Annotated in this window: 24 protein-coding genes; 15 read left to right on the top strand and 9 right to left on the bottom strand. The window is 69.2% G+C overall.

The features are described 5' to 3' along the window. Window positions 1-23 precede the first annotated feature (23 nt). From ACW9TV_RS06070 to ACW9TV_RS06030, 9 genes are read left to right on the top strand one after another with little or no spacing between them, the layout of a single operon-like run. The gene (locus tag ACW9TV_RS06070; protein ID WP_494304953.1) at window positions 24-509 is read left to right on the top strand and encodes a flagellar basal body-associated FliL family protein; all 486 of its coding nucleotides are present in this window, start codon (window positions 24-26) and stop codon (window positions 507-509) included. Window positions 510-519: 10 nt separating this feature from the next. Beyond that, on the top strand, window positions 520-1,305 hold the full coding sequence (locus tag ACW9TV_RS06065; RefSeq protein WP_494304952.1) for a FliM/FliN family flagellar motor switch protein: 786 nt from the start codon (window positions 520-522) through the stop codon (window positions 1,303-1,305). Further along, window positions 1,302-1,739 carry a FliM/FliN family flagellar motor switch protein gene (locus tag ACW9TV_RS06060; RefSeq protein ID WP_494304951.1) on the top strand — a complete coding sequence of 146 codons (438 nt, stop codon included), beginning with the start codon at window positions 1,302-1,304 and terminating at the stop codon, window positions 1,737-1,739. The genes ACW9TV_RS06065 and ACW9TV_RS06060 overlap by 4 nt, the downstream gene beginning before the upstream one ends. After that, the gene (locus tag ACW9TV_RS06055) at window positions 1,739-2,035 is read left to right on the top strand and encodes a flagellar biosynthetic protein FliO (RefSeq protein ID WP_494304950.1); all 297 of its coding nucleotides are present in this window, start codon (window positions 1,739-1,741) and stop codon (window positions 2,033-2,035) included. Before ACW9TV_RS06060 ends, ACW9TV_RS06055 begins: the two co-directional genes overlap by 1 nt. After that, window positions 2,023-2,844, top strand: coding sequence for a flagellar type III secretion system pore protein FliP (gene fliP / locus ACW9TV_RS06050; RefSeq protein WP_494304949.1), 822 nt, complete (start codon window positions 2,023-2,025; stop codon window positions 2,842-2,844). The genes ACW9TV_RS06055 and fliP overlap by 13 nt, the downstream gene beginning before the upstream one ends. A gap of 10 nt (window positions 2,845-2,854) precedes the next feature. Beyond that, window positions 2,855-3,127: a flagellar biosynthetic protein FliQ gene (locus tag ACW9TV_RS06045; protein WP_494304948.1), complete on the top strand. Its 273-nt coding sequence runs from the start codon at window positions 2,855-2,857 to the stop codon at window positions 3,125-3,127. Beyond that, complete coding sequence (locus tag ACW9TV_RS06040; RefSeq protein ID WP_494304947.1) at window positions 3,124-3,891, top strand: flagellar biosynthetic protein FliR; 768 nt, start codon at window positions 3,124-3,126, stop codon at window positions 3,889-3,891. Before ACW9TV_RS06045 ends, ACW9TV_RS06040 begins: the two co-directional genes overlap by 4 nt. After that, window positions 3,884-5,002, top strand: coding sequence for an EscU/YscU/HrcU family type III secretion system export apparatus switch protein (locus ACW9TV_RS06035; RefSeq protein WP_494304946.1), 1,119 nt, complete (start codon window positions 3,884-3,886; stop codon window positions 5,000-5,002). Before ACW9TV_RS06040 ends, ACW9TV_RS06035 begins: the two co-directional genes overlap by 8 nt. 44 nt (window positions 5,003-5,046) lie before the next feature. Beyond that, a complete protein-coding gene (locus ACW9TV_RS06030; protein WP_494304945.1) occupies window positions 5,047-6,471 on the top strand; it encodes an N-acetylmuramoyl-L-alanine amidase in 1,425 nt (474 codons plus the stop codon). Here ACW9TV_RS06030 and ACW9TV_RS06025 read toward each other — a convergent pair. After that, window positions 6,442-7,833, bottom strand: coding sequence for a protein adenylyltransferase SelO family protein (locus tag ACW9TV_RS06025; protein ID WP_494305047.1), 1,392 nt, complete (start codon window positions 7,831-7,833; stop codon window positions 6,442-6,444). The genes ACW9TV_RS06030 and ACW9TV_RS06025 overlap by 30 nt on opposite strands. Before the next feature lie 22 nt (window positions 7,834-7,855). Beyond that, window positions 7,856-8,467: a TetR/AcrR family transcriptional regulator gene (locus ACW9TV_RS06020; RefSeq protein ID WP_494304944.1), complete on the bottom strand. Its 612-nt coding sequence runs from the start codon at window positions 8,465-8,467 to the stop codon at window positions 7,856-7,858. A 198-nt stretch (window positions 8,468-8,665) separates the two neighbouring features. On the opposite strand from ACW9TV_RS06020, the gene ACW9TV_RS06015 reads away from it, so the two are divergent. Beyond that, window positions 8,666-9,559 carry an alpha/beta fold hydrolase gene (locus ACW9TV_RS06015; protein WP_494304943.1) on the top strand — a complete coding sequence of 298 codons (894 nt, stop codon included), beginning with the start codon at window positions 8,666-8,668 and terminating at the stop codon, window positions 9,557-9,559. A 64-nt stretch (window positions 9,560-9,623) separates the two neighbouring features. Continuing rightward, a complete protein-coding gene (locus ACW9TV_RS06010; RefSeq protein ID WP_494304942.1) occupies window positions 9,624-10,637 on the top strand; it encodes an NADP-dependent oxidoreductase in 1,014 nt (337 codons plus the stop codon). 8 nt (window positions 10,638-10,645) lie between these two features. Here the strand turns inward: ACW9TV_RS06010 and ACW9TV_RS06005 are convergent, their stop codons facing one another. The 4 genes from ACW9TV_RS06005 to rph form a co-directional block, all read right to left on the bottom strand. After that, window positions 10,646-10,969 (bottom strand): hypothetical protein, encoded by a 324-nt coding sequence (locus ACW9TV_RS06005; protein ID WP_494304941.1) that lies wholly within the window; start codon window positions 10,967-10,969, stop codon window positions 10,646-10,648. A gap of 19 nt (window positions 10,970-10,988) precedes the next feature. Continuing rightward, a complete protein-coding gene (gene hemW / locus ACW9TV_RS06000) occupies window positions 10,989-12,179 on the bottom strand; it encodes a radical SAM family heme chaperone HemW (RefSeq protein ID WP_494304940.1) in 1,191 nt (396 codons plus the stop codon). An 85-nt stretch (window positions 12,180-12,264) separates the two neighbouring features. Continuing rightward, window positions 12,265-12,876 carry an RdgB/HAM1 family non-canonical purine NTP pyrophosphatase gene (gene rdgB / locus ACW9TV_RS05995; RefSeq protein WP_494304939.1) on the bottom strand — a complete coding sequence of 204 codons (612 nt, stop codon included), beginning with the start codon at window positions 12,874-12,876 and terminating at the stop codon, window positions 12,265-12,267. A gap of 2 nt (window positions 12,877-12,878) precedes the next feature. Next, complete coding sequence (rph, locus tag ACW9TV_RS05990) at window positions 12,879-13,595, bottom strand: ribonuclease PH (RefSeq protein WP_494304938.1); 717 nt, start codon at window positions 13,593-13,595, stop codon at window positions 12,879-12,881. A gap of 227 nt (window positions 13,596-13,822) precedes the next feature. Between rph and hrcA the strand changes: the two genes are divergently transcribed. Both hrcA and grpE read left to right on the top strand, forming a co-directional pair. After that, the gene (hrcA, locus tag ACW9TV_RS05985) at window positions 13,823-14,866 is read left to right on the top strand and encodes a heat-inducible transcriptional repressor HrcA (protein WP_494304937.1); all 1,044 of its coding nucleotides are present in this window, start codon (window positions 13,823-13,825) and stop codon (window positions 14,864-14,866) included. Beyond that, a complete protein-coding gene (gene grpE, locus ACW9TV_RS05980) occupies window positions 14,863-15,387 on the top strand; it encodes a nucleotide exchange factor GrpE (RefSeq protein ID WP_494304936.1) in 525 nt (174 codons plus the stop codon). The genes hrcA and grpE overlap by 4 nt, the downstream gene beginning before the upstream one ends. A 25-nt stretch (window positions 15,388-15,412) precedes the next feature. Here grpE and ACW9TV_RS05975 read toward each other — a convergent pair whose 3' ends face one another. Further along, the gene (locus ACW9TV_RS05975; RefSeq protein WP_494304935.1) at window positions 15,413-15,889 is read right to left on the bottom strand and encodes a tetratricopeptide repeat protein; all 477 of its coding nucleotides are present in this window, start codon (window positions 15,887-15,889) and stop codon (window positions 15,413-15,415) included. An 82-nt stretch (window positions 15,890-15,971) separates the two neighbouring features. Then, window positions 15,972-18,044 carry an ATP-dependent DNA helicase RecG gene (gene recG, locus ACW9TV_RS05970; protein ID WP_494304934.1) on the bottom strand — a complete coding sequence of 691 codons (2,073 nt, stop codon included), beginning with the start codon at window positions 18,042-18,044 and terminating at the stop codon, window positions 15,972-15,974. A gap of 72 nt (window positions 18,045-18,116) precedes the next feature. Here recG and ACW9TV_RS05965 point away from each other — a divergent pair, with 72 nt between their 5' ends. Further along, the gene (locus ACW9TV_RS05965; RefSeq protein WP_494304933.1) at window positions 18,117-18,386 is read left to right on the top strand and encodes a succinate dehydrogenase assembly factor 2; all 270 of its coding nucleotides are present in this window, start codon (window positions 18,117-18,119) and stop codon (window positions 18,384-18,386) included. Further along, window positions 18,386-21,964: a transcription-repair coupling factor gene (gene mfd, locus ACW9TV_RS05960; protein WP_494304932.1), complete on the top strand. Its 3,579-nt coding sequence runs from the start codon at window positions 18,386-18,388 to the stop codon at window positions 21,962-21,964. The genes ACW9TV_RS05965 and mfd overlap by 1 nt, the downstream gene beginning before the upstream one ends. 21 nt (window positions 21,965-21,985) lie before the next feature. On the opposite strand, the gene ACW9TV_RS05955 is transcribed toward mfd, so the two are convergent. Next, window positions 21,986-22,447, bottom strand: coding sequence for an Lrp/AsnC family transcriptional regulator (locus tag ACW9TV_RS05955; RefSeq protein WP_494304931.1), 462 nt, complete (start codon window positions 22,445-22,447; stop codon window positions 21,986-21,988). Between the last annotated feature and the right edge of the window lie 6 nt (window positions 22,448-22,453).

Genomic DNA, 22,453 nt, shown 5'->3' with positions numbered 1-22,453 from the left:
CCATCCGAACGAAAGCGCCGACCATGGCTGAAGCCACCCCTGAAACACCTGCCCGGCCGGGCCTGATCAAACGGCTGGCGCTGCCGCTGATCCTGCTGCTGGGCGGTGCGGCGGCGGGTGCGGCCGGCGCCGTGTTCATGCCCACGCTGGTGCCGCAGGCGGGCGAAGCGAAACCCCCGAAGCCCGAGGTCGCCCCGCTGGAATATGTGGAGATTCCCAACAGCTTCACAGCCAACCTCAGGGATACGGGCCGCTTCGTTCAGGTGAAGATCGCCATTTCCACGCAGGGCGGCCCGCCCGTCGCGGAAGCCGTGAAGCGCCATCATGTCGCGATCGTCGCGGCCGTTCTCGACATCCTCGCCGATACGCGGGAAGAGGATCTTGCCAGCCCCGGCGGGCGCGACGTGCTGACCCGCAAGATGCGCCTGTCGATCAACGACGTGCTTCAGCGCAAAAGCGGGATCGCCGGCGTCGATGACGTCTTCCTCACCAGCTTCGTGATGCAATAGGCCCGCCGCCATGGCCCGCGCCATTGTCTGGCCCAGCATCGGCGCCGAAGCGCCGCCCCCCGCCCTTGCCGACGCGCTGGACACGTCCGCGCTCGCCGCTGCATTCGGTCCTGAACTCGCCCGCCTTGTCGGGGCGCGGATCACCGCCCACACCGGCCCGGCAAAGTCAAAGGCCCCCCTTCTCCACCTCGCATCGGTCGCCCTCGCCCAGCCGGCTGATCTTGCCGCCATCGGCCTCGGCGCCCCGGCCGACAGCGCGGCGCTTCTGCTCGAGCGGCTGTTCGGCGCCCGCCCAGGCAAGGGCGCCCCGCGCCCGGCCGGCGTGGAAGCCCTGCCGCCTGGCTCCGCCGCCTGGGCCACCCTTTGCCGGATTCTGGTCCAGGCCTTCATCCGCGCGCTTCCGGCTGCGAACGCGGCCCCGGCGGCGCCCGCCCGCCTGCCGGACAGGCCGAGGGCACTCGCCACCGAGCCGGCCTTCCAGCTCGATCTCGATATCGAGGGTGTGACCGCCACGCTGGCGGTTGCGTTGGAACCTGCCCGCCGCACCGCGCCGCCGCCCCCACCGGACCTGTCCGGCTGGCGCCAGCGCGCCGGCGCACGCGCCCTTGATCTCGACCTGCCCGTTGCGCTGCGCATTGCCGAACGGCGCATCGGCCTTGCTGACCTTGCCCGCCTGCGCGCGGGCGACATCCTGCCGCTCGACCGGCCGGACGAAGTCGACCTTCTGGCCGGAGGCCGGCGCATCGCCCGCCTGCCGGCAGCCTCTCTCCTGCCGCCGGAAGGATCGGGTTCATGAATGCGCTGCCGCCAAGGGGCCAGCTGTCGGGGAAACCCGCGCCGGATGCCGATCATGTGCGCCTGACCATGGATTTTGCAACTGACCTGGCGGACGACGTCCTGCCCGCAACGGAAGCTGTCCCACCGGCATCCGCGCCCGAACAGCCCCCGCCAACCGCCCGGCGGGGGGAGCCCCCACAACCGCCGGTGCCGCCCGGTCTTGCGGCCCTTGAACTCACGCTCACGGTGGAAGTCGGCCAATTGCGCATCCCCCTCCGGCAGCTGATGGAGGTGGAGCCGGGCCAGCTTCTGGCGCTCGACCGGCTGACGAGCGAGCCGGTGGCAATTCTCGTCAACGGACGGCTGTTCGCACATGGCGAGATTGTCGCCATCGGGGACAGGTTCGGCGTCCGCCTCACCAACATCGCGGACGCGTCCGCGGAGTCCGTCTGATGCTGGGGGAATTCCTCTTCCGCCTGGCGGTCGCCCTGCCCCTGGTCTGCGCCGCCGCGGCCCTCGCCCTCTGGGCAGTGAAGCGCGGCTGGATCGGCCTGCCCCGAATGTCCCGCATGCCGCAGTCCGCGCCGCTGCTCGATCTCAGGGCCAGCCGCACGCTCGGGCCCGGTGTGCGGCTGGCGGTCGTCCGCTTCGGCGGGCGCGACCTCCTCATCGGCCAGTCCGGCGCGTCGATTGCCCTGATCGCCACCGCCGACCCTTCCACACCGCTGGAGACGCCATGCGAACCCTGACCGTCGCGCGCCGCCACCGCGATGCACTCCTGCTGCTTGCCGGCCTGCTCGCCCTGCTGCTCGCGGCAGCGCCCGCGCTCGCCCAGGCGGTGCCGTCGCCCGCCACGCCTGCGCCGCCGGCCGGCTCCGGCTCGCCAGTCGGCGGCCTGATCGCGCTGGCCGGCGGAGAGAAGGGCACCGCCTTCTCGCTGTCGTTGCAGGTGCTGCTGCTGATGACGCTGCTGACGCTGCTGCCGTCGGTGCTGCTGATGATGACGGCCTTCGTGCGGATCGTGGTGGTATTGGCGATCCTGCGGCAGGCCATCGGGTTGCAGCAGGCCCCGCCCAACCAGCTGATGATCGGCCTCGCGCTGTTCCTGACCTTCTTCGTGATGCAGCCCTGGCTGGACCGCATCAACGACGAGGCGCTGCAACCCTTCGTGGCAAGCCAGCTGCCCGCCGAGCAGGCCATCGGCCGCGCGGGGGACATCCTGCACGGCTTCATGCTGCAGCATACGCGCACGACCGATCTCGACCTGTTCGCCGGTCTGGCGAACGCGCCGCCCTTCTCCACGGAGGCGGACGTGCCGATGCGGATCCTTCTGCCGGCCTTCGCCACGTCAGAACTGAAAACGGCGTTCCAGATCGGAATCCTGCTGTTCCTGCCCTTCCTGATCATCGATCTCGTCGTCGCTTCCGTCCTGATGGCGCTGGGAATGATGATGGTCTCGCCGGTGCTGATCGCCCTCCCCTTCAAGCTGATGCTGTTCGTCGCCGTGGATGGCTGGGCGCTCGTCACGGCCTCGCTTGCCCGCAGCTTCGCCACATGAAAGCCCCCGCATGACCGGCACCGACCTTCTGTACGACACCGCCGCGCGCGGGGCCTGGGTGCTGGTGCTCGCCACGCTGCCCGCGCTGCTGCCCGCGCTGGCCATCGGGCTTGTCGTCGGCCTCTTGCAGGCCGCCACCTCGATCCAGGAAGCGACGCTCAGCTTCATTCCCAAGCTGATCGGCGTGTTCGTCGCCCTTGTGCTGTTCGGCGGCGTCATCGGCGGCCTTCTCGCCGATTTCCTGCGCGAGGCCGTCGGCGCCATTCCGCTGATGGCCCGATGAATCTTCCCGCAGCAGAACCTCTGCTGTTCCAGCTGATCTTCGCCAGCCTGCGGACGGGGGCGGCGCTCGCCTTGCTGCCCGCGCTCGGCGGCCAGCTGATTCCGCTGCGCGTGCGCATCGGCTTGTCGGGCGCCATCGGCTGGCTGGTGATCGGCAGCGGGCACGGGCCGCCGCCTCCCGCTGACATCCTTGGCGCGGCGGGCCTTGTGATCGTCGCGGGCGAACTGCTGATCGGCCTTGCGGCGGCGCTGGCGCTGCATGCCGCCTTTGCCGGCGCACTGGCCGCCGGGGACTGGCTCGCGCAGGCGATGGGCCTCGGCTTCGCCCAGCTCGTCGATCCCTCGCTGCCGCAGGCCCCCGTCCTTTCCGGCCTGTTCGCGCTGCTGATGTGGGCGCTGCTGCTTTCGGGCGGCGGCCACCTGTTGTTCCTCGACATCATCGTGCGAAGCCATGCCGCCATGCCGACGGCTGCGGCCCTGCTGGAACCCGGGCGGCTTTCCGCCATCGTCTCGTGGGGCGGCTATGCGCTGGCCTCGGGCTTCATCGCCGCCCTGCCCGTCGGCGCGACCCTTTTGCTGGTCAACCTCGCCATCGGCGTCGCGGCGCGGTCCGCACCGCAGCTGAACCTCTTTTCCATCGGCTTTCCGCTCATGCTGCTGATCGGGCTGATCGCCCTGCCGCTGGCGCTGCCGGCGCTCGCCGCCAGCTTCCAGGGCATGATCGTCGCCGCGCAGGGCCGTCTGGCGGACCTTCTGCTTGGCTGAAGACAACCGCACAGAGGCCCCCACCCCGCGCCGGCGACAGGATGCGCTGGACAAGGGCGACCGCCTGCTCTCCCGCGATCTTGCAACCGCCGTCGCCGGGCTTGCGGGCTTCCTGTGGCTGTGGTCGCAGGCCGAAACCCTGACGTCCCGGCTGTCCGCCGGTCTTGCTGGGGCCCTCACCCTGTCTCCGGCAGACCTGCGCAGCTTCGCCCCTGTCGAGCGGGCTGTGGAAATGCTGACGCCGCTCATCCTGCCCGTCGCCCTGCTTGGCGCGCTGCTGGTGGTGGCCGCCGCGGTCGGACAGGCCGCAAGCGGTGGCGTTGGCTTCGTCCCCGGCCTGCTCGCGCCAAAGCCCGAGCGGATGAACCCCGTCGCGGGCCTGAAGCGCGTGTTCGGGCTGCGGGCGCTCATGGAACTTGCAAAATCGCTGATGAAGGCCGGTCTGCTGCTCGGCGTTTCGGCCTGGTTCCTGCGGGATCATCAACAGCAGCTTGCCGGCCTGTCCGCCCTGCCGCTCGAATCCGCAGTGCGGCAGGCCGCCCGGCTGGCGGGGCTGCTGCTGCTCTGGCTGGGTGCGGGCCTGGCCGTCATCGCCGGAATCGATTTGCCGGTTCAGTTGCTCCAGTGGCTGAAGAAGCTGCGCATGTCGAAACAGGATATCCGTGACGAGCACAAGCAGCAGGAAGGCTCGCCGGAAATGAAGGCCGCCATCCGCCGTGCCGGGCGGGATGCGATCCGCCGCGCCAGCCGAACCACCATGGCGGAAGCCGCCGTCGTCGTGACCAACCCCACCCATTTCGCCGTTGCCCTGCGCTACCGCCCCGAACAGGATCAGGCCCCGCAGATCGTCGCGCGCGGACGGGGTATCGTGGCAGATGTGATCCGCGAACTGGCGGCCGCGCAGGGCACGCCGATCCTTTCCTATCCCTCCGTCGCCCGGGCGCTGTATTTCACCGGCAAGGTTGGCCAGCTGGTGCGCCCGGATCTGTATGCCGCGGTCGCCACCATCCTGGCTTTCGTGCTGCGCATGGGCGCAGAGGGCGAAGCGCCGCCGGCAGAGGCCCCGCCATCCGCACGGTATGACGAATCCGGGCGGCGGCTCGCCGACTGAGGGGATTCCCAAGCCCGGACCGGCCTGCCACAAGGCCCCGACCCATGCGCCGCCTGTTCGTCTTTCTCGTCTTGCTCCTGCTTTCGCCCGCCGCCGCCGATGCCACGGCTGTCGCGGGCAACATCCGCGTCCTGCCCACGGCGGAAGGGGCGACAGTGCGCCTCGCGCTCTCGGAACCGCTTGTCGCGCCGCCGCGTGCCTTCGCCCTGGCCGATCCCATGCGCTGGGCGATCGATCTGGACGGCGCCTCCAGCGTCCGTCGGGAGGTCGCGGCAGCGGGCGACGTGAAGGCTGCCCGTGTCTCCCAGTTCGATCCCCGGACAGTGCGGATCGTTGTCGATCTGGGCCGACCCATGCGCCTTGCAGAGGTGATCCAGGATCGCGCCCAGGTGCTGGAACTGCGGTTCCGCCCGGTGGAGGAGGCGGAATTCCGCCGGCTGGTCGCACGCGGGCGAAGCCCTGTCAGTCCATTCTATCAGGAAGCGCCGCGTGCGGTGCCGCCCGGGCCGGCGCCGGCCCCCGATCTTGCGGCAGACAGCGCCGCGCGCATCGATGCCGTGGAAGCCGCGCTGGCGGAAGCCGGCCGGGATCTGCAACCCCCTGCACCAGCGGCCCGGCCTGCCAGCCCGATCGATCCGCGCCTGAACCCCGAAACCGCCCCCCGTCCGGAACCCCGCGTTCCGCCGCCGGCGAAGACAGCGACGGCCCCGCCGGCAAAGGCTGCCGCCGCCCCGCCGCAGGTGACGGCCAGCGCCCGCAAGCCGCGGGGGAAGCGGGCCGTGATCGTCATCGATGCCGGCCATGGCGGCCATGATCCGGGCGCGCCGTCCGTGATCGGCGGCGGCTCGGAAAAGGATGTCACGCTCGCCATCGCGAAACAGGCCAAGGCCCTGATCGAGCGCCGCGCCAGGGAAAAGGGCCTGCCCGTCGATGTCCGCCTCACGCGCGACAGCGACGTCTTCGTGACCTTGGGCAACCGCGTCCGCCTCGCCCGCGACTGGAAGGCGGATCTGTTCATTTCCATCCATGCCGACAGCGCGCCCAACCCGCTTGCGCGCGGGGCCTCCGTCTATACCCTGTCCGAAGTCGCGTCCGACCGGGAGGCGGCGCGGGTCGCCGCCAAGGAAAACCGCGCGGACCTCATTGCCGGCGTCGACCTTCGCGGGGAAAATCGCGAAGTCGCCTCCATTCTCGTCGATCTGGGCATGCGCGACAGCATGAACGCCAGCGCCGATTTCGCAGAGGCCCTGCAGAACGGCATGGAGCCGGAAGGCGTGGCCTTCCGCAGCCAGTTCCACCGTTTCGCCAATTTCCAGGTGCTGAGGAACCTCGGCGTCGCGGCTGTCCTCCTCGAAACGGGCTTCCTGTCCAACGAAGAGGACGCCCGCTACCTGATGTCGTCACAGGGCCGGCGCGCGATCGCCACCGGCATCGCGGAATCAGTCGTCGCCCATATCGGCAAGCGCTGAGCCCATCCGTCGCACCGATTCGATCTTGCGCACCAGCATGGACCAGTCATCTCCCTCCGCGATCGGTGACCACAGGGCCTCCACCTCATCGATCAGCATGGTTTCGGGTGCGCCATCGGCCCAATAGGGGTGGTCCAGCGCCCCCTCGACTGCCTCGAACCCGTCCAGCAGTTCGGCGAACATTGCAAAGGCCGGGTGCATCCCCTTCGGCACACGGCCGCCGCGAAACGCGTACCAGGCGGCGTCAGGCTGGATTCCGCTTTCGCCCATGCCCACTTCCAGCGCGCGCACCAGCGCCTCCTCCCTGGCGGCGTCGCCCCGCTTCAGCCCCAGCCGCCACAGCGCCTGCCGCCGCACCTCGGCCCCCAGCAGCTCCGGCCAGCGCTGCAACGCGGGCACCAGGCTCTCTGCCGGAGCGATCAGGCGCAGCGCCTTCGCCAGTTCCACCAGGTTCCAGTGCACCGCTTCCGCCTGCCGGCCAAAGGCATAGAGGCCGAAATGATCAAAATAGGCCGCCGTGAAGCCGCTGTCCCAGGCGGGAAGGAACCGCCAGGGCCCATAGTCGAAACTCTCCCCGGAAATGTTCATGTTGTCGGTGTTCAGCACCCCGTGCACAAAACCCGCCACATGCCATTGGGCGACCAGCCGCGCCGCGCCTTCCACGGCATAGGCCATCAATGCCGCGAAGGGATCCGGCCCCGGGTCTGCCGCCGCGATCTCGCGAAGGACATAGTCAGTCAGCCGCTGCATCGCCTCCGGCATCTGCAGCGCCGCAAGACGCTGGAAACTGCCATAGCGCACATGGCTGTGTGACAACCGCACCAGCACCGCCGAACGGGTCGGCGATGGCTCGTCGCCCCTCTCCAGCGCTTCGCCCGTCTCGATCACGGACAGCGTGCGCGAGGTGGTCACCCCCAGGGCTTCCAGCATTTCGGTCGCCAGGATTTCGCGGACGGCGCCCTTCAGCGTCAGCTTGCCGTCGCCGAAGCGGGACCAGGGCGTGCGGCCTGATCCCTTCGTGCCCAGATCCATCAGGCGCCCGGCTCGATCCCTGAGCTGCGCGAACAGGAACCCGCGGCCATCGCCAAGTTCGGGATTGTAGGTGCGGAACTGATGCCCGTGATAGCGCAGCGCCAGCGGCTGCGGCAGGCTGCCGGGCAGCGGTTCGAAGCGGCCGAAATGCGCGATCCAGCCGGCGTCGGCAAGGCCATCCAGCCCCACCTCGGCTGCGGCGCGCTGGTTGCGATAGCGCAGTTCATGCCTGGGGAAGGCTGCCGGGGCGACAGGGTCGTGGAAATCATCGCCAAGGGACAGGAAGGCCACCTCGGGCCGGAATGCGCCGCGATCCGTCACCCCCCGCACATGGCGTGCGGATGCGGGCGGTTCAACCTCCCGATGCAGCCCGGTCTGCCGAAGCAATCGGGGCGGAAAGACCGGCGGCCGCGTCGCAGAAGCGGATCGCCTCGGCCCGGATGCGGGCCTTCTCCGCTGCGGTCACGCCGGGGGCGAAATACTGGTGCATCGCCTCGCCAACGGCCGCGAAGATCAGGTTCGCCGTCACGTCCGTCGGGATTCCCCGGATCCCGCGCTTCTGGTGCACCGCATCCAGATGCGAGCGTGTCCACACGACGACGGTTTCCTTCGCGGCATGGAAGAAGGGCTCGGCTTCCGGGTTCTGCTTGTTGATCTTCTTGTTCAGCGCGGTGTCGTCGCAGGCGCCGGGTGTCTCCCACACATTGTGCACCTCGCAGAAGTCGAAACAGCGGGCCAGGCTCTGTTCGAAGCTGATATCCTCGATCGCGTCGCCGGCCTGCATCGCGGCAATCAGCTTCTGCCCGTGCAGCTTGCCCAGTTCCACCAGCAGCGCGCGCTTCGAACCGAAATGATAGAAGATGGAGCCTTCCGACACATCGGCCTGCGCCGCGATGTCGGCGGTGCCGGTGTTGGCGTAGCCGCGCGAACCGAACAGCAGATAGGCGGCCTCCAGCACGCGCATGCGTGTTTCGGCGGGATCATATCTGCGTGCCCTGTTTTCGGATTCCGCCTTCTGGGACCTGGTATCGGTTGCGCGTGCACCTGTGGCCACTGTCGTCTGCGTCCTCTCTCGCAACCCCGGTCCCCGCACTGCTTATGCGCCAAAACTGAGTGGCAGTCAAAAGTTGCAGATCCGCAATGCGGGAAGCGGAAATTGCACATGGGCCAGCCGCACCCTAGAAGGGCCGTCGTGAGCGCAGACTACACCGATCAGTATCTGTGGACGGCAGACAATGTCCGCCTGCACTATCGCGATTTCGCAGGCGGTGCGGATGGCCGTCCGGCGCTTCTGTGCCTGCCCGGGCTGACCCGGAACGCCCGCGATTTCGAAGCGCTCGCGCGCCGCCATGCGCCCGCTTTCCGGGTGGTCACGCCCAGCTTCCGTGGCCGCGGGGAATCGGGCTATGCCCGGGATCCGCTCACCTATGTTCCGCTCACCTACCTTCAGGACATGGGGCGGCTGCTGGATGCGGCGAATCTGGACCGGGTGATCATTATCGGCACCTCGCTGGGCGGTCTCATCGGGCTTCTGCTCGATGTCACCCAGCGCCAGCGCATCGCGGGGCTGGTGCTGAACGATGTCGGCCCGGACATGAACGAGCCCGGGCTCACCCGCATCCGCGCCCAGCTCGGCAAGGGCGGCAACTGGCCCAGCTGGCTGGCGGCCGCGCGCGATATCGCGCGACGCCAGGCCGATCTCTATCCCTGCTGGCATCTGGACGACTGGCTCGCCCACGCCAAGCGGCTCTGCCGCGTCAGCCGCGCCGGGCCGATCGTCTGGGATTATGATCCCGAGATTGCAGCGCCGCTCAACCTGCCCCACGGCGACCAGCAGCTCGATCTCTGGCTCGCGCTCGACAGTTACAGGGACCGCCCCGTGCTGTCCGTGCGGGGTGAATTGTCGGATATCCTGCTGGCCGATACCCAGGCGAAGATGGCGGCCCGCCTCCCCCGGCTCTCGGCCGTGACCGTGCCGCGCGTCGGCCATGCCCCCACGCTCGACGAACCCGAAGCCGTCGCCGCGCTGGATGCCTTCCTGCAGCAATTCCCTTGAATCGAGAGGATGCCCCCCGCGCCGCGATCTGGCACCGCAGGTCCAGCTCAGCGGGAGGATCGAAATGGCGGAAACACGGAACGTCTGGCGGCTGGCGAAGCGCCCGGTCGGGGATATCTCGGACGGCGACCTTGTCTTCCGGGAAGAGCCCTTGCCGGCGCTTCAGGATGGCGAATTCCTGCTGAAGGTCGGCTATCTCTCGCTCGACCCCACCAACCGCATCTGGATGTCCGACATGGAGCAGTACATGCCCCCTGTCGAACTCGGCGCGCCGATGCGCGGCGGCGTGGTCGGGCGTGTCGTCGCCAGCCGCAAGCCGGGCTATGAACCGGGCATGCTCGTCGCCGGATTCAGCGAATGGGCAAGCCATGTCGTCTCGGATGGAACCGGCATGGGCCCGTTCCCCGAAATCCCCGGCCTTACGGTCGCGCAGCTGTTCGGAACACTGGCCGCCGTCGGCCCAACGGCCTATTTCGGCCTGCTGGATATCGGCCAGCCGAAGCCCGGCGAAACGCTCGTGGTCTCAGCGGCAGCCGGGGGCGTCGGGCAGGTGGTGGGCCAGATCGGCAAGCTGAAGGGCTGCAAGGTGATCGGCATCGCCGGCGGCGCGGAAAAATGCCGCTACATCACTCAGGAACTCGGCTTCGATCACGCCATCGATTACAAATCGCAGGACGTGGGCGCTGAACTGGACCGCATCGCCCCCGAAGGCGTGGACATCAACTTCGAACAGGTCGGCGGGAAGATCATGTCGACCGTGCTGGATCGCATGAAGGTCTTCGGCCGGATCCCGCTTTGCGGCATGATCTCGGGCTACAACGCGACCGACAGCGAAGAGGAACCGGGCCGCTGGACCATGCTGCTGATGCGCCGCCTGACGGTCCGGGGCTTCATCGTCTCGGATTTCGCGGATCGCTTCCCCGAAGCCTATCAGGCGCTGATCGGCTGGATGCTGGAAGGCAAGGTCAAGACAAGGCAGGATGTCCGTCCCGGCCTCGACAAGGCCGACCAGCATCTGAAACTCCTCTATACCGGGGGCAATTTCGGCAAGCTGCTGGTGCACGTCGCCGATATCTGAGGCCGGCCTCAGGCGTCGGTCAGCAGTTCGCCTTCCAGCAGGTCGGGGGGCGTCGGGCTGCCCAGCACGGCGGCGGGATCGCGCGGCGGCAGCCCGGCAACAGCTGTCGCCTGCGCCTTCAGCCGGGCGTTGCGCCGATCCAGCCAGCGCTTGAACAGCAGGCCGCCGACGGCAACGCCCACCATGCCCGCCGGCCCCAGCGTGCGCGCCAGTCGGGGCAGCACCACCGGCACGGCGGCCCCGATCACAGCGCCTGCCGGCCCGGCGGCGGCCCCGCCCACAGTCCGGGCGATGCTCCGCCCCGCCAGTGCCGTCATCACCTTGCCGATCATCCCTGTCTCCTTCGCCGGTTCACCTTGGCATGATGGCCGGCTGTTTCAAGCCCGCGGCCAGTTCCAGGATCAGCCGGTTGGTCAGCATCCGGCCCGCGGCCGTCACCCGAAGCCGCTCGCCCGGCGCCAGCAGACCCATCGCTTCCAGCCGCGCACGCGCCGCGGGCGAGGCAACGGCATGCAACGATATCCCCGTGCGCGCCGCGAACGCCGCCGGGTCGAGACCTGCTGCCAGCCGCAACCCCATCATCAGCGCTTCCTCGGCCGCGTCCTCGGGGCGGATGGGCACTTCGGCCTCCAGCCCCTGCCCCTTCGCCTCCACCGCTTCCAGCCAGCTTTCCGGCCGCTTCAGCCGGGTCGTCGCCAGCCCGCCGCGCCGCCCGTGCGCCCCCGGCCCCACGCCGGCATAGTCGCCATAACGCCAATATTGCAGATTGTGCCGGCTTTCGGCGCCGGGGCGGGCGTGGTTGGAAACCTCATACAGCGGGAGCCCGGCCGCCGCGCACATCTCGCCCGTCAGCTCGAACATGTCGGCCGCAGCCTCCTCGTCGGGCAGCGCCAGCAGCCCCTTTCGCGCCAGCGTGTGGAAGCGCGTGCCTTCCTCGATCGTCAGCTGATAGGCGGACAGATGCTCCGTCCCGAAGCTCAGCGCACGCGTCAGTTCGGCTTCCCAGGCCTTCACCGTCTGCCCCGGCCTGCTGTGGATCAGATCGAAGCTGACGCGAGCGAAATGGCGCTGCGCCACTGCCAGCGCAGCGAGGCCCTGGCCCAGATCATGCGGCCGCCCCAACAGCTTCAGCGCGTCCTCGTCCAGCGCCTGCAACCCCAGCGAAACCCGGTTCACACCCGCCGCCGCGAAATCCGCGAACCGCGCCGCTTCCACAGAGGAAGGGTTGGCCTCCAGCGTGATCTCCACCGCACCGTCGTTCGGCCACAGCGCCAGGGCCTCGGCGATCAGCGCCTCCGCCGTGCCAGGCTCCATCAGGCTGGGGGTTCCGCCGCCGAAGAAGATGGAAACAAGCCGCTGCCCGGCCGTCAGCCGCGCTTCATGCCGCAAGTCCGCCAGCAGCGCCGCCCGCCATCGGGACTGGTCGACCGCCTCGCGCACATGGCTGTTGAAGTCGCAGTAAGGACATTTGGTGACGCAGAAGGGCCAGTGGATATACAGCGAAAGCGGCTGCTGCCTGGCGGCTGATCGCGCGGCAATCATCCGAAGGCCCGCAGACCCGCTGAAGCGCGCGGCCGGCAGGCCCGCCTTGCGGGCTTTGCCCGCAAACGCGGACCCGTCCGACGACTCATCCCGCCGCCCCCAACGCCGCCTTCAGCTTCGCAAACGCCCTGGCCCTGTGGCTGATCGCATGCTTCGCCGCCGGATCCATTTCCGCGAAGGTCTGCGAATAGCCCTGCGGCACGAATACCGGATCATAGCCGAAGCCCATGTCCCCGCGCGGCGGCCACACCAGAGAGCCCGGCATCCGTCCCTCGAACGTCGCCTCCCGTCCGTCCGGCCACACCAACGCCAGCACGCAGACGAACTCAGCTGCGCGCGACACATCCGGGCCGAGCGCCTTCAGCTTCTCTTCCACCTTCGTCATGGCGAGCATCCAGTCCCGCCCGTGCGGGGTTTCCGCCCAGTCCGCGGTGTACACGCCCGGCGCGCCGCCCAGCGCCTCGACACACAGGCCGCTGTCGTCCGACAGCGCCGGCAAGCCTGCGCCCAGGGCCGCAAAGCGCGCCTTCAGCAGCGCATTGCCGGCAAAACTGTCCTCGGTCTCCACAGGTTCTTCCAGCCCGAAGTCAGAGGCCGGCACGGCCTCGATCCCGAACGGCGCCAGCAGGGCCGCAATCTCGCGCAGCTTGCCCTTGTTATGAGACGCAAGAACCAGTTTCGGGCCGAGGTCGTCCATCCTCAGCGCCCGGTCGCCGTCCGCTGGGCCGCGAAGATCTGGTCGGTGCCGATACGGGCGAGACGCAGCAGGCGCAGCAGGGTCTCTTCCTCGAACACCGCGCCTTCGGCGGTTGCCTGCACTTCCACGATCGCGCCCTTCGATGTCAGCACGAAGTTGCCGTCGGTGTGGGCCACCGAATCCTCGTCATAATCGAGATCCAGAACCGGCGTGCCTTCGTACACGCCGCAACTGACCGCCGCGACCTGCGTGGACAGAGGGTCGATCGTGAAGGGTGTGGCGGCATGGATCTTGTCCAGCGCCAGCCGCAGCGCCACCCAGGCGCCGGAAATCGCCGCCGTGCGCGTGCCGCCATCGGCCTGCAGCACGTCGCAATCCAGCGTGATCTGCCGCTCGCCCAGCGCCTTCAGGTCCGTCACGGCGCGCAAGGATCGCCCGATCAGTCGCTGGATTTCCTGCGTGCGCCCGGATTGCTTGCCCTTGGCGGCCTCGCGGCTGCCGCGGGTGTGGGTGGCGCGGGGCAGCATGCCATATTCCGCCGTCACCCAGCCTTCGCCCTTGCCGCGCATCCACGGCGGCAGCTTCTCTTCCACGCTCGCCGTCACCAGAACATGGGTCTGGCCGAACTTCACCAGGCAGGATCCTTCCGCATAGGCGGAAACGCCCGGCTGCATCCCGATCTCGCGCATCATGTCCGGCGAACGGCCCGAAGGTCGCATCTCAATTCCTCTGTGCAATGGAAAATCCCGCCCGCCTTAGGCCGCGGCCGCCGGCAAGCCAACCCCGCAAGGCGCCGCGCGGCAGCGCGACGGGCCCGCAAGGCGCCGCGCGGCAGCGCGACGGGCCCGCAAGGCGCCGCGCCGCAGCACGACGGGCCCGCAAGGCGCCGCGCCGCAGCACGATGGCCCCGGTTGAGCGCCACGGCCTTCCATCCTACATTCCGCGCATGCACGAAACGGGCAGCATCTCCGTCTCCCAACTGTCAGAGCGCGCGCGCGGCATCTTCCGTGAAATCGTCGACAGCTATCTGGCAACCGGCGCGCCCGTCGGTTCCCGCACATTGTCCCGGCTCGGCGGGCTGCAGCTGTCGCCCGCCTCGATCCGCAACGTGATGCAGGATCTTGAGGAACTGGGCCTGCTGGAAGCGCCCCACACCTCGGCGGGGCGGGTGCCCACCGAACAGGGCCTGCGCCTGTTCGTCGATGGCATGATGCAGGTTGCCGTGCCGGACGCCGCCGATATCGCCACGATCGAGGCAGAGGCGATGCGGGCCGGCGCCAGCCTGGAGGAACTGCTCGCCCGCACCACCTCCGCGCTGTCCGGCCTCGCCCAGTGCGCGGCCGTCGTCGCCGCGCCCAAGACGGAACCCGTCATCCGCCAGCTGAACCTGGTGCCGCTGGGTGCGGGGCGCGCCCTCGCCATTCTGGTGGGGGCGGATGGCGGGATCGAGAACCGGGTTATCGCGCTGCCGGAAAATCTCCCGCGTGAAGCGCTCGAACAGGCGCAGAACTATGTCAACGCCCGCCTGTCCGGCCTCACCCTCGCCGACGCCGTCGCCCGGCTGCAGGTGGAAATCGAAACCGATCGCGCAGAACTTGACCAGCTGACCGCCACCCTCGTCACCCAGGGCCTCGCGTCCTGGTCGTCGGATGCGGCCGGCCCCGTCCTGATCGTGCGCGGACAGGCGCATCTGCTGAACGACGCCGATCTGGATCGTGCCCGGGCCCTTCTGGAAGAGCTGGAGGAAAAGGCCGAACTCGCACGCCTGCTGGATCAGGCCCGCGAGGCGCAGGCGATGCGCATCTTCATCGGCGCCGAAACCCGGCTGTTCGCGCTGTCGGGTTCGTCGGTGATCGCCGCACCCTATCGCGGCGCGGACGGGCGGGTGATCGGTGTGGTGGGGGTTATCGGTCCCACGCGGTTGAACTATGCCCGCGTCGTCCCCATGGTGGATTTCACCGCAAACAGATTGTCGAGGTTGATGGCATGACTGCCGAAACGCCGGAAACCGGCGCAGAAAATACGCTTGAACAGGAACTGGCAGCCGCAAGGGAAGAGATCGTGTCCCTCGTGGCAGAGCGCGACGCAGAGCGGGATCGCGCGCTGCGGATGGCCGCAGAGGCCGAAAATACCCGCCGCCGGCTGGAACGCGACAAGGCCGACGCGGTGCAATATGCCGCCGCCGGATTCGCGCGCGATATGCTGACGGTGGCGGACAATCTGGCCCGGGCGCTGGATTCCCTGCCCCAGGATGCGTCGGACGCCCTGCGCGCCGGGCTGGAAGCCACCAGCCGCGAACTTGCCAGCATCTTCGAACGCAACGGCGTGAAGCGGGTTGCCGCCACCGGATTGCCGCTCGATCCCAACCTGCATCAGGCCATGGTGGAGGTGGAGTCGGATGCCGAACCGGGCACGATCGTGTCGGAGCTTCAGGCCGGCTATACCCTGAAGGACCGGCTGCTGCGTCCGGCCCTCGTCACCGTCGCCAAGGCGAAAAGCGAAGCCGCCTGAGGCCGTTTCGGCCGGCGGCCCTGCGTCAGGGCCGCCGGCCCGTCACCATCGCATAGCGTTCCGGGCCAAGCCGGCTTGCGAGCTGGGCCGCGCCCGGCAGACCCTGAGAGGCAGCCGCCTTCGCCAGCGCCCGCGCCCGCACCTGGTCTTGCGGAACGCCGCTGCCCCGGGCGAAGGCATCCGCCAGCGCCAGCTGGGCGGGGGCATAGCCGCGCCGCGCCGCGCGCAGGAACCAGGCGGCAGCGATCGCCTCGTTGCGTTTAACGCCCTGCCCCCTGGCAGACATGGTGCCCAGCAGAGTTTCGGCCGTGGCGTTGTCGCGCTGCGCCAGCAGGCGGAAATGGTCGCGCGCGGCGGCATAATCGCGGGCGTTGAAGGCCGTCAGACCCCTGGCCATCAGCTGGTCGCTGGACAGGTCCGCCAGCTCCCGCCGGGCCCTGTCCGAATCGGACGGTGAAGCCCCGACCGGGGTCAGGGGCGTGAACACGAGAAGCCCAGCCAATACAGCGGCGGCCCATTTTAACCGTCGATACATGGCCCCCGATTAACCTATCACTGTGGCAATTTGAAGGACATGCCGTCGTTCAACCGCCACGCAATGTCGCAACGGCGGCGTCCTTCTCGAACAGATACAGCAGGTTCCGCGCCGCCTCGCCGCGCGCACCCGTCAGCCCCCCGTCGCGTTCGATCAGCAGCCGCGCGTCCTGATGCGCCGTCTCCAGCAGCCGTTCCACCTGCTCCGGCGTCGCCACGACAAACCCCTGCTCCCCCGATTGCCGTGTGCCCAGCAACTCGCCGGCGCCGCGCAGTTTCAGATCGGCCTCGGCGATCGCGAATCCGTCGTCGGTCGCCCGCATCATCCGCAATCGTTCCCTTGAGGTTTCGGAAAGCGATTCGCCGCGCAGCAGCAGACAGGTCGATTTCGCCGTGCCCCGCCCAACCCGGCCGCGCAGCTGGTGCAGCTGCGCCAGTCCGAAGCGCTCTGCCCCCTCGATCACCATCAGCGAAGCGTTCGGCACATCCACCCCCACCTCGATGACGGTCGTGGCCACCAGGATGGACGCCTCACCTGTCTGGAAACGCGCCATCTCCCGATCGCGCGCCGCGCCCTGCAGCTTGCCATGCACCAGCGCCACCCTGTCGCCGAAGCGCGCGCGAAGCGCCGCCGCCCGCGCCACGGCCGGGGCCGCGCCCCCGGGATCCGACAGAACCTCCTCGTCCGCGCCGCCATCCAGCAACGGGCACACCCAATAGGCCTGGGCCCCGGTTGCGATATGGCGCGCCAGCCCGTCCAGCACCTCGTCCAGCCGGGTCAGCGCCGTCACCCGCGTGTCCACCGGCTGCCGCCCTGGCGGCCGTTCGGACAGCCGGGACACATCCATTTCCCCGAACTGCGCCAGCGCCAGCGTGCGCGGAATGGGCGTCGCCGTCATCACCAGCAGGTGCGGCGGCGCGTCCGCCTTTTCCGCCAGCATCATCCGCTGCGCCACGCCGAAGCGGTGCTGTTCGTCCACCACCGCCAGCCCCAGCCGCCGATACTGCACCGATCCCGAAAAGATGGCGTGCGTGCCGACAAGGATGTCGATGTCGCCTGCGGCCAGCGCCGCCAGCACCGCCTCACGCATGCGTCCCTTTTCCCGGCCGGACAGGAAGCCAAGCCGCACCGGAAGGTCGCCCAGCAGCTTCTGCAGGGTCGCGAGGTGCTGCCGCGCCAGCAGATCGGTGGGCGCCAGCATCGCCCCTTGCGCGCCGCCTTCCACCGCGATCAGCAGCGCCATCAGCGCCACCAGCGTCTTTCCGGCACCCACGTCCCCCTGCAGCAGCCGCAGCATGGCGCGCGGCTGCGCCATGTCGCCCGCAATTTCGGAAACGGCGTGGCTCTGCGCGCCCGTCAGCGGCCATGGCAGCTGGCGCAGCAGTGCATCCGTCAGCCGCCCCGTGCCGGCCAGGGGCTGCCCCCGCTGCCGCCGCCGCCGCGCCCGAACCAGGGCCCAGGCCAGTTGCGCCGCCAGCAGTTCGTCATAGGCCAGCCGGTCGCGCGCGGCGGCGCTGTCGGCCGCGCCATGCACCTGCCCCAGCGCCGCTGCGAACCCGGGCCAGCGCCGCTGCGCCAGCAAGCCGGGCTCCACCCATTCCGGCAGGGCCGGAACCCGTTCCAGCGCGGCCTTCACCAGCGCCGCGATCCGTTTCGAATTGAGCCCCTCCGTCATCGGATAGACGGGCTCCGTCTCTGCGGCGTCCGCCTTGCGCAGTTCCGGGTGGATGATCTGGAATCGTCCGTTCCAAAGCTCCAGCCGCCCCGCAACGATCACCTCGGCTCCGATCGGAAAACGCCCCGCAAGTGCTGCCCCCTTCTGGCCGAAGAATGCCAGCAGCAACCCGATTCCCGAGGCATCGTCGGCCAGGATGCGGAACGGCCCCCGACCACGTGCGGGCTCATGCGCCGTGATTCGCACCGGAACCGCGATTCGCTCTCCCTCGCGCGCGCCGGCCAGGCTTTCCGCACGGCGGGTCTCCCGCCAGCCGACCGGAAAATGGAACAGCAGGTCCTTCACCCGGCCGATCTCCAGCCGTTCCAGCGCGCGCACGGCCGCAGGCCCCACGCCCGGAAGGGTGGCGGTCTCCGCAAACAGGGGGTTGAGCCGGTCGGGACGCATCGTTAGGCGGGGTAGCAACCCTTCAGGCGGCCCGCAATTTCAGCGCGCCGCCCATTCTGGCGTGGAGCGAATATGGACGGCGAAGCCTGGCGCAAGCGCACCCTGTGGCGGGCGCACCATCGCGGCACCAAAGAGGCCGACATGCTGGTCGGCGGATTCGCCGATCGCTGGATCGACGAGCTTGGCGAAGACGGCCGCCGCTGGTTCGAGGCGCTGCTGGAAGAACAGGATGTGGACATCCTGGCCTGGGCTTTCGGCACCGCGCAGCCGCCCGAACGGCTGGCGGGCGAATGGATGCAGCGACTCGCCGCCAAGGATTATCTGAAACTGGCGCCGCGCTGATGCTCCCCATCGACGAGATCGCCAGGGCCACCCGCGCGCTCAGGCTGACGGGCGCGCCCGCCGGGCTGCTGCCGCTGCTGATGGCGGGTCTGGCCCGCGCGGGCGGGCTGGATGGCCGCCGCGCCGTGCTGATCGCGGCCGATGAAGCGGCTGGCCGCGCCGTGGTGGAAGCAGCGCCCTTCTTTGCGCCCGATATCACCCCCATCTGGCTGCCGGGCTGGGATTGCCTGCCCTATGATCGCGCCAGCCCTGGCCAGCGCAACCTGGCCGAGCGGCTGGCAGGCCTCGCCGCGCTGGCGAAGGCCCCGGCCGGGCCGGAACTGCTGGTCACCACCGTCAGCGCCGCCAGCCAGCGGCTGCTGCCGAAGGATGTGGTCGCCGGCGCCACGCTGGAAATCCGCCCCGGCGCCCGCATCGGCCGCGACGAACTGGTCGCAACCTTGCTGCGCGCGGGCTATTCCCGCGTGGACAGCGTGGCCGACGCCGGCGATTTCGCCGTGCGCGGCGGGCTCGTCGATCTGGTCCCGCCGGGATTGGGATCGGGGGTGCGGCTCGATTTCTTCGGCGACGAAGTGGATGTGATCCGCACCATCGATCCCCTCACCCAGCTCACCACCGGCAGGTCGGCCGGCTTCACCCTGCTGCCGGTTTCCGAACTGCTGCTGGATGACGCGCGCATCCGGGCTTTCCGCTCCGGCTGGCTGGAACGCTTCGGCGCGGGGGCGACTTCGGATCCGCTCTACCAGGCCGCCAGCGAAGGCCGCCGCGCCGCCGGGCTCGATCATTTCCTGCCCCTGTTCGAAACCGCCATGGTCACCCTGTGGGACTGGCTGGCCCCGACGGACATCCTCGTCACCGACAGCGGCGCCCAGGCCGCCGCAGACGCCCGTTTCGAAGCCATCGCGGATTACCATCAGAACCGGGTGGAGGCGCTGAAATCGCCGCCCAAGGGCAAGGCGAAGCTGGGGGCCGCAATCTACCGCCCCCTGCCGCCCGACGCGCTCTACCTCTCCCCCGAGGAGTGGGCCGGCCACCTCGCCGCCGCCCACGCCACCACGCCCCTGCCGTCGGATGACGGGCTTGATCTTGGCGGCCTGCCGGCGATCGATTTCGCCCCCGCGCGCGTGGCCGCCGCCGCCGGCGGCCCGCCCGTCTACAAGGCCATCGCCGAGCGGATCGAAGCGGCTCGCGCCGACAGCCGCAAACCCGTGCTCGCCGCCTATTCGGAAGGCTCGCGGGACCGGCTTTCCGGCCTGCTGGCGGAACAGGGCGCCAAATCGCTGCGCCCCGCCGCCGGCTGGCAGGAGGCGCTGGGAATGGCCGCCAAGGGCGCCGTCCCCATGGTCGTCCTCGGCCTCGACAGCGGCTTCCGCCATCCGGATGCGGAAATCTGGACCGAGCAGGACATGCTGGGCGACCGGCTCGTCCGGCGCCGTTCCGCCCGCAAGGCCGACGCCTTCCTGAAGGACCTGCAGACACTGGAAACCGGCGAGCTGGTCGTCCATCAGGATCATGGCATCGGTCGCTACATCGGGCTGGTGCCCATCACCGTCTCGGGTGCCGCGCACGACACCGTCGCGCTGGAATATGCCGGCGGTGACAAACTCTATGTGCCGGTCGAGAATCTCGACGTCCTCTCCCGCTACGGCAGCGAAAACGAGGGCGTGACGCTCGACAAGCTGGGCGGCACCGGCTGGCAGCAGCGCAAGGCGCGCATGAAGGAGCGCATCCGCGAGATCGCGCACGAACTGCTGAAAACCGCGGCGCTGCGCGCCACCCGCGAAGCCGACGCCTTCGAACTGGATGCCCAGGGCTATGCCGCCTTCCTCGACAAATTCCCCTGGGCCGAGACCGACGACCAGCTGAAGGCCACCGCCGACGTGATCGAGGATCTGGGCGCGGGCCGCCCGATGGACCGGCTGATCTGCGGCGACGTCGGCTTCGGCAAGACGGAGGTTGCGCTCCGCGCGGCCTTCGTGGCGGCGTCCAACGGATCGCAGGTGGCGGTGGTCTGCCCGACCACGCTTCTGGCCCGCCAGCATGCCGCCTCCTTCCGCGAACGCTTTGCCGAAACCGGGCTGAAGGTCGGCGCCCTGTCCCGCCTCGTCCCCGCCGCAGAGGCCAGGGCCACGCGGGAAGGCCTGGCGGACGGCAGCGTGGACATCGTGGTGGGCACGCATGCCATCCTCGCCAAGGGCGTGGAATTCAAGCGCCTGGGCCTCGTGATCGTCGACGAGGAGCAGCGCTTCGGCGTCACCCACAAGGAACGGTTGAAGGCACTCAGGCACGATGTGCATGTGCTGACGCTGACGGCCACGCCGATCCCGCGCACCCTGCAGATGGCGCTTTCGGGCATCCGCGAACTGTCCGTTATCGCAACCCCGCCGGTCGATCGCCTCGCCGTGCGCACCACGGTTTCGCCCTGGGATCCGGTGGTCGTGCGCGAGGCGTTGCTGCGCGAACATTATCGCGGCGGGCAGAGCTTTCTCGTGGTGCCGCGCATATCCGACCTGCCCGACATCGAGGCCTTCCTTCGCGAGGACGTGCCCGAGGTGCGCTACGTGACGGCGCACGGCCAGATGGCGGCCAGCGAGATCGAGGACCGGATGACGGCCTTCACCGATCAGCGCTTCGACGTGCTGGTTTCCACCACCATCGTCGAATCCGGCATCGACATTCCCAACGCCAACACCCTCATCATCCACCGCGCGGACATGTTCGGCCTCGCCCAGCTCTACCAGCTGCGCGGGCGTGTGGGGCGCGCGAAGCGCCGCGCCTATGCGCTGCTGACGACGGCGGCCGACGGCACGCTGACAGCCGCCGCCGAAAAAAGGCTGCAGGTGCTGGCAAGCCTGGATTCGCTGGGCGCGGGCTTCGAACTCGCCTCCCACGATCTCGACCAGCGCGGCGCCGGCAATCTTCTGGGCGACGAACAGTCGGGCCACATCCGCGAAGTGGGCTTCGAACTCTACCAGTCCATGCTGGAGGACGCGATCGTCGCCGCCAAGGCCGAAGCGCGCGGTCTGCGCCCGCCGGAAGATCCCGGCTCGCCCACCATTTCCGTCGATGCGCCGGTGATGATCCCGGAGGATTATGTCCCCGATCTCGCGCTTCGCATGGCGCTCTACCGCCGCGCGGCGGATTTGTCCGACAAGGCCGGGATCGAAGGCTTCGCCGCCGAGATGATCGACCGTTTCGGCCCGCTGCCAGAGGGTGCCGCCAACCTGCTGAAGATCGTGGAGGCGCGCAACGCCGCCAGAAAGGCCAATGTGCAGAAGATCGAGGTTGGGCCGAAGGGCGCGCTCGTCACCTTCGTGAACGATCAGTTCCCCAACCCGGCGGGCCTTGTGGAATGGATCCAGCGCCTGAAGGGGCAGGCGAAGCTCCGGCCGGATCAGAAGCTGTTCCTCGCCCGCGATTTCGGCGGCCCGGAAGCCCGCCTTGCCGGCGCCGTGGCGCTGGCGCGCGGGCTGGCGCAGGCCGCGCGCCGCAGCGTGGAGGCAGGGCCCGAACCGGTGAAGCCCGCGCCCGTCCAGCGCCCCGCCATCCCCGGCGTGTTCAAGAGCAAGCGGCGCTGAGGACGGCCCGGGGTCCTGACCCTAGAGCGGATAGCCCGAAAACGCCTTGGTCCGGTGCATGGCCACGCTGCTCGACACCCGCTCGATCTGCCAGGGGCCGGCGGTCCACGCGGCGGTCAGGTCGCGCCATTCGGCCATGTCCGTCACCAGCACCTTCACCAGATAGTCGCTCTTGCCGCTGATCTCGGCTGCCTCCAGCACGCGCGGATCGGCCGCGAACATCGCTTCCAGCGCCCGGAAATCCTCCGGCAGGTGCCGCTTCAGCGTGACTTCGCCATAGATCAGCAGCGCGGCACGCAGCTTTTCCACCGCGATGTCCGCACGATAACCGGTGATGATCCCGATCTGCTCCAGCCGCCGCACCCGAGCCAGGCAGGCACTGGGCGACAGCGCGACTTCCTCGGCCAGCGCGGCGTTGGTGATTCGCCCGTCTCGCTGCAAGACAGCCAGAATCTTGCGGTCGATCCGATCGATGCTGTCCACTTGTGT

It is taken from the genome of Sandaracinobacter sp. T42 (assembly GCF_059115405.1).
The sequence above is the reverse complement of the archived record's forward strand: the minus strand, read 5'-3'. Positions and strand labels throughout refer to the sequence as shown.